6 protein-coding genes are annotated in these 4,366 nt (G+C 66.8%); 5 read left to right on the top strand and 1 reads right to left on the bottom strand.

Features of this window, described 5'->3' with window-relative positions; genetic code table 11:
• The first annotated feature begins 539 nt into the window (after positions 1-539).
• The 5 genes from ESO86_RS12170 to arr all read left to right on the top strand — a co-directional run bounded on the left by ESO86_RS12170 (position 540) and on the right by arr (position 3,586).
• Positions 540-767 carry a hypothetical protein gene (locus tag ESO86_RS12170; RefSeq protein ID WP_165307746.1) on the top strand — a complete coding sequence of 76 codons (228 nt, stop codon included), beginning with the start codon at positions 540-542 and terminating at the stop codon, positions 765-767.
• Positions 768-1,971: 1,204 nt separating this feature from the next.
• On the top strand, positions 1,972-2,352 hold the full coding sequence (locus ESO86_RS12165) for a hypothetical protein (protein ID WP_129235268.1): 381 nt from the start codon (positions 1,972-1,974) through the stop codon (positions 2,350-2,352).
• An 87-nt stretch (positions 2,353-2,439) separates the two neighbouring features.
• The gene (locus ESO86_RS12160; RefSeq protein ID WP_129235267.1) at positions 2,440-2,676 is read left to right on the top strand and encodes a ribbon-helix-helix protein; all 237 of its coding nucleotides are present in this window, start codon (positions 2,440-2,442) and stop codon (positions 2,674-2,676) included.
• The gene (locus ESO86_RS12155) at positions 2,673-3,017 is read left to right on the top strand and encodes a type II toxin-antitoxin system PemK/MazF family toxin (RefSeq protein WP_207207111.1); all 345 of its coding nucleotides are present in this window, start codon (positions 2,673-2,675) and stop codon (positions 3,015-3,017) included. Before ESO86_RS12160 ends, ESO86_RS12155 begins: the two co-directional genes overlap by 4 nt.
• Before the next feature lie 158 nt (positions 3,018-3,175).
• Positions 3,176-3,586: an NAD(+)--rifampin ADP-ribosyltransferase gene (gene arr / locus ESO86_RS12150; protein ID WP_129235266.1), complete on the top strand. Its 411-nt coding sequence runs from the start codon at positions 3,176-3,178 to the stop codon at positions 3,584-3,586.
• A gap of 36 nt (positions 3,587-3,622) precedes the next feature.
• Here arr and ESO86_RS12145 read toward each other — a convergent pair whose 3' ends face one another.
• A complete protein-coding gene (locus tag ESO86_RS12145) occupies positions 3,623-4,210 on the bottom strand; it encodes a TetR/AcrR family transcriptional regulator (protein WP_129235265.1) in 588 nt (195 codons plus the stop codon).
• Between the last annotated feature and the right edge of the window lie 156 nt (positions 4,211-4,366).

Below are 4,366 nucleotides of genomic sequence, written 5' to 3'. Positions count from 1 at the left end.
CGCGCGCCTCGAGCTGCGTCGCCGCCACGTATGCGTCGGATTCCCCCAGGTATTGGTCTGCGCGCCAGATCACCTTCGATCGTCGCGCATCCGTATCTGCGGGGTCGGTCACCTGTCGAGACTACGCAAGTGCCCAAGGCAGTCAGCCATCGACGCCCCGCAAGAGGATCCGAACAGGTGACTGTGGGTAACCTGCGTCGCTAGGCTCGTGCTGGAGGCATCCATGACGAACCGAGGCTCCAAGTCGACCTTCACGCGAGTTGTGACGTCGCTCTTCGCCAGCTTGGCGACTGCGCTGACGGCGCTCGGTTCAGGTGGCGGAACGCCACTCGCCGGACCGGAAGATCACCGCGACTCGCCAAGGGGCGAATACCGCCCCTGACCAATTCTCGATTGAGGATCGACGAATCACCCAACGACCTCTTCGTCAAGTTTGGGGTTGACCTCGCCGAAGAAGTGCGTCTGACTGACGTGCAGGTCATATGGGGCGGTCCCAACGAGGTGAGAGGCAAGTCGCGTTCATGAATATCGACCCCCTCGTGGAGAGCATCCTCGCGGCCATCGCGCTGCTCGAGAACTCGCCTGACTCGGAGATTGATCCCGATGTCGCCGTCAACGGAATCGAGTCTGTTGCAGATTCGCTGGATCAGCTCGACGAGGACGGCCGCCGTGAGTTCATCGCGGCAGTCGAACGAGTCGCCGAAGCGCAGACCGACTCGGGGACGAAGCGGTTCTACCTGTCGGTTCCGCGGCTGCTCGGCTTGTGACCCAAGCTGGCTAAAGGATCGTGCGGTGCGCGTGGGACGTGACCGTACCGCGATCGACGGCCACTTCGACACGCGGAGAGCCTGCGTTCGTCAGATGATGTTGACGCGCGGATCACCCACGCCACTCTGCCTCCGGCACTTGAAGAGGAAGCCGTGGCGACCCTAGAAACGGCCGCCGCGCTCGTTCGCCGCGAGGTACTCGACCAAGACGTGCTCGGCCTCGGCGGGCTCAGCTTTGGCGCTGATCGGTGCCAGCCGTGGTCCGGATAGGGTTCCGGCTTCTGTCTGCCCGGCCTTGCATTGGGGGATCGTCCGTGCGCCGCCGACTGACCGGTAGTGCACTACGGCGCTCCGGGCCGCAGCGGCATAGGTAGCTCATCCAGCTCTATTGGAAACCCCTCCGCTGAACAGCGACCGACGACGTACGCTGAGGCGTTCACTAGGGATCGCTCGTAGCCGAGCCGACTGGATGTAGTCGTGGCGTTCCACGCGTTCATGAGGTGATCGGCCGCGGTTCCAATCATCCCTGTGATGTCATCCGGACCCGGTCCGCGGCTTATCTCCGCCCACACCTCGACCGCGTTCTTTCGAACCTGTGCAACGTCGGCAGGGTCCGTGGACGAGAGACGAGTGGCGACGAGGCTGTTCCAGCTTGGTTCGAAAGCCCCACACACCGCGGCGATTGCACCCGAATCCGCGGGTGCACAACCGGAGATACTGATGAGGACTCCGAGTGCAAGGGGAACGCTCACGAATTGAGAGCGAACGTTCCCCCTGCCGTGCATCACGGGATGACCGTCACGATGCCCTGGGTCTTCCAGATAGTGCAGGCCTGATGCTTGAAGCCGCTCGTGGTCGTCTGGAAGACGTGGTAGCAGGTGTACTGGTCAGTCACCCAGCTGACACAGCGCCCTTGGTACTCGTAGGCGCATATGCCCTCGACTGCAGCCGACGCCGGACCCGCCGAAAGGCCAAATAGAGCAGCGGAAGCGAGCACGACTGCCGCAATTCGAGACCTGAGACGCGAGCGATTGTTCAGGTTGATCTCCCTTGATCATGGACGGAGAGTGTCCCCCGTTTGGGGGTAACGTATCACGTTATCTCCTTCTGTCAGGGACCGGAGCGCCGCGCTGACGGATCGGTCGTGCGTCGCCGGCGGACCGGGAATGGTGCGCGGATCAACGTCCGCGGTACTCTCGGGGCCGTGATCATCGCGATCTTTCGTCGCCGCCTGCGCGACGGCGCGACCTTCGACGACTTCATCAGCGCGTGGGAGGCCGACAAGGGCTTCGGCGTCCCTGCTCGGGTGTTCAACGCCGTCTCCGTCGACGACTCCCGCGAGATCCTCTCGGTCGGTTTCGTCGACATCGTCGCCGACGACCTCGAGGCTGACGTCGCGCATGTCAGCCTCCAGGAGGCGGTGCGGCACTCTCGGATCGACGAGGTGATCGAGAGCACATTGCTGCACGCCTATTACGACCTCCAGACCGAACACGACTTCACTGCGGATCCGCGTACCGTCGAAATCGGTTCGCTGACGAGCATGCTGTCCGCACTCGCGCCGAAATCATCGGCCAGCGACTGATCAGCGGACGCCTCACGCCGCCCACCTGGCGAACGTCGCCTCGCTGAGGGATCGCCTGCGTGGCAGCCACGACGGTATACTCAGAGTATGACCACGACGATCAAGGTGAGCGATGAGCTCCGCGACCGCCTCAAGGAGCAGGCGGCACGCGACGGGCTCACGCTCGGCGCGCACCTTGCGCACCTCGCGGACGAGGAGGACCGCAGGTGGCGGCTGAGCACCTTGAAGGCGGCAGTCTCCGCGTCGGCGGCCGCGCAGGCGGACTCGCACGCTCGGGAGTCGGCGGACTGGGAGCGCACCGAGTTGGCCGACGCCCAGTCGTGACCGAGGCGCAACTCGCTCCCGGTGTCATCGCCTGGGCATCGCTCGAGCCTGTTCGTGGTCGGGAGCAGGGTGGCCACAGGCCGGTGCTGGTGATCGCCTCCGCCGGATACCTGGACGCGGTCACGACCCTCGCGATCGTGCTGCCGATCACGACCACCGACCGTGGATGGCCCAACCACGTCCGGGTCGACGGGCACAGCGGTCTCGATCGGCCCTCATGGATCATGACCGAGCAACCGCGAACCCTCTCGCGTGACCGGCTCACGAGGATCTCGGGTCAGGTATCGACCGATTGTCTCGGAGCCGTGCGGATGTGGCTGGGTGACTTCCTCGATCTCTGACGACGACCGGCACCCGACATCATCGGCGGCCTCCACGTCGCGCTGAGGGATCGTCCGTGAGGCGTCGCGTCAGCCTCCAGGTTGAGTGGCCAACGGGATCGGCGAGGGGCGGCGGGAGTCATGGGACCGGTGATCGGCGGTGGGTCTACGCTGGCCCGATGGGCGAGGTGCTGGACGAGGGGCCGTTCTACCACGGCACGAAGGCCGACCTGCGGGTCGGGGACCTGCTCACGGCGGGGTTCCGCTCGAACTACCGCCCGGAGGTGGTCATGAACCACGTCTACTTCACCGCGCTCCCGGAGGGCGCCGGGCTCGCTGCCGAACTCGCCGCCGGCGACGGTGCGCCGCGCGTCTACGCCGTCGAACCGACCGGGCCGTTCGAGGACGACCCGAACGTCACGGACAGGAAGTTCCCCGGCAACCCGACCCGGTCCTACCGGAGCACCGAGCCGCTGCGGGTCGTCGGCGAGGTCGCCGACTGGACCCGGCTCGCACCCGACGCGCTGCAGGCGTGGCGGGAACGACTGGCCGTGCTCGCCGCGGACGAGCGGGGCGAGATCATCAACTGAGCCGTGAGGCCGCCCGCCGGCATCCGCCCGTCGCGATCAGCGCAGCAGGTCGAGGTACCCGTCGAGCAACCGGGTCAGCCGGTCGGCCGCGGCGCTCGCCGGGGCGACGACGGCGATGACCTGCACGCCGTCGAGCATCGCCATGAAGTGGTCGACGACGACGGGGATGTCGACGTCGTCGCGGATCTCGCCGAGGCGCTTCGCGTCGGCGAGGTGGCTGCCGATCTCGACCCGCCACTGGTCCATGGTGCGCTCGTGCAGGGCGAGCAGGTCGGGTTCGTTGGCCGCGTACTCCCAGAAGGGGATGACGATGCGGGCCTCGAGGATCCGCTCCTGGTCGAGCGGGAAGATCTGCAGCATCAGCTCGCGAAGGGCCGCCATGCCCTCGAGGTCGGCACGGACGGCCGCGAAGCGCTCGTTCGTGGCGGCGAAGACGTGCTCGAACGTCGCCCCGATCAGCTCCTCCTTGTTGCGGAAGTAGGGGAAGAGCCCGCCGTTCGCGACACCCGACGCCCTGGCGATCTCGCGCATCGTGGTGGCGCGGAAGCCCTTCTCGGCGATGAGGCGCCAGGTCGCGTGCACGATCTCGAGGCGGCGCGCGTCGTGGTCGACGATCTTCGGCATGGTCCCCTCTCGCGACGCCGCGGCGTCGGGGTCAACGATACGCGCCGCGACGGGCGCAGCTCGGCATGCCGAGACGGGAGCGCGGCACGACCGGGCACGACGAGGGCCGGGAGCGCGATCGCGCCCCCGGCCCGTCCCCTGCGCGCCCCCGCGGAC

The sequence above is a fragment of the Agromyces binzhouensis genome, assembly GCF_004135055.1.
GTDB lineage: Bacteria > Actinomycetota > Actinomycetes > Actinomycetales > Microbacteriaceae > Agromyces > Agromyces binzhouensis.
This window is presented reverse-complemented; position numbering and strand designations above follow the sequence as displayed.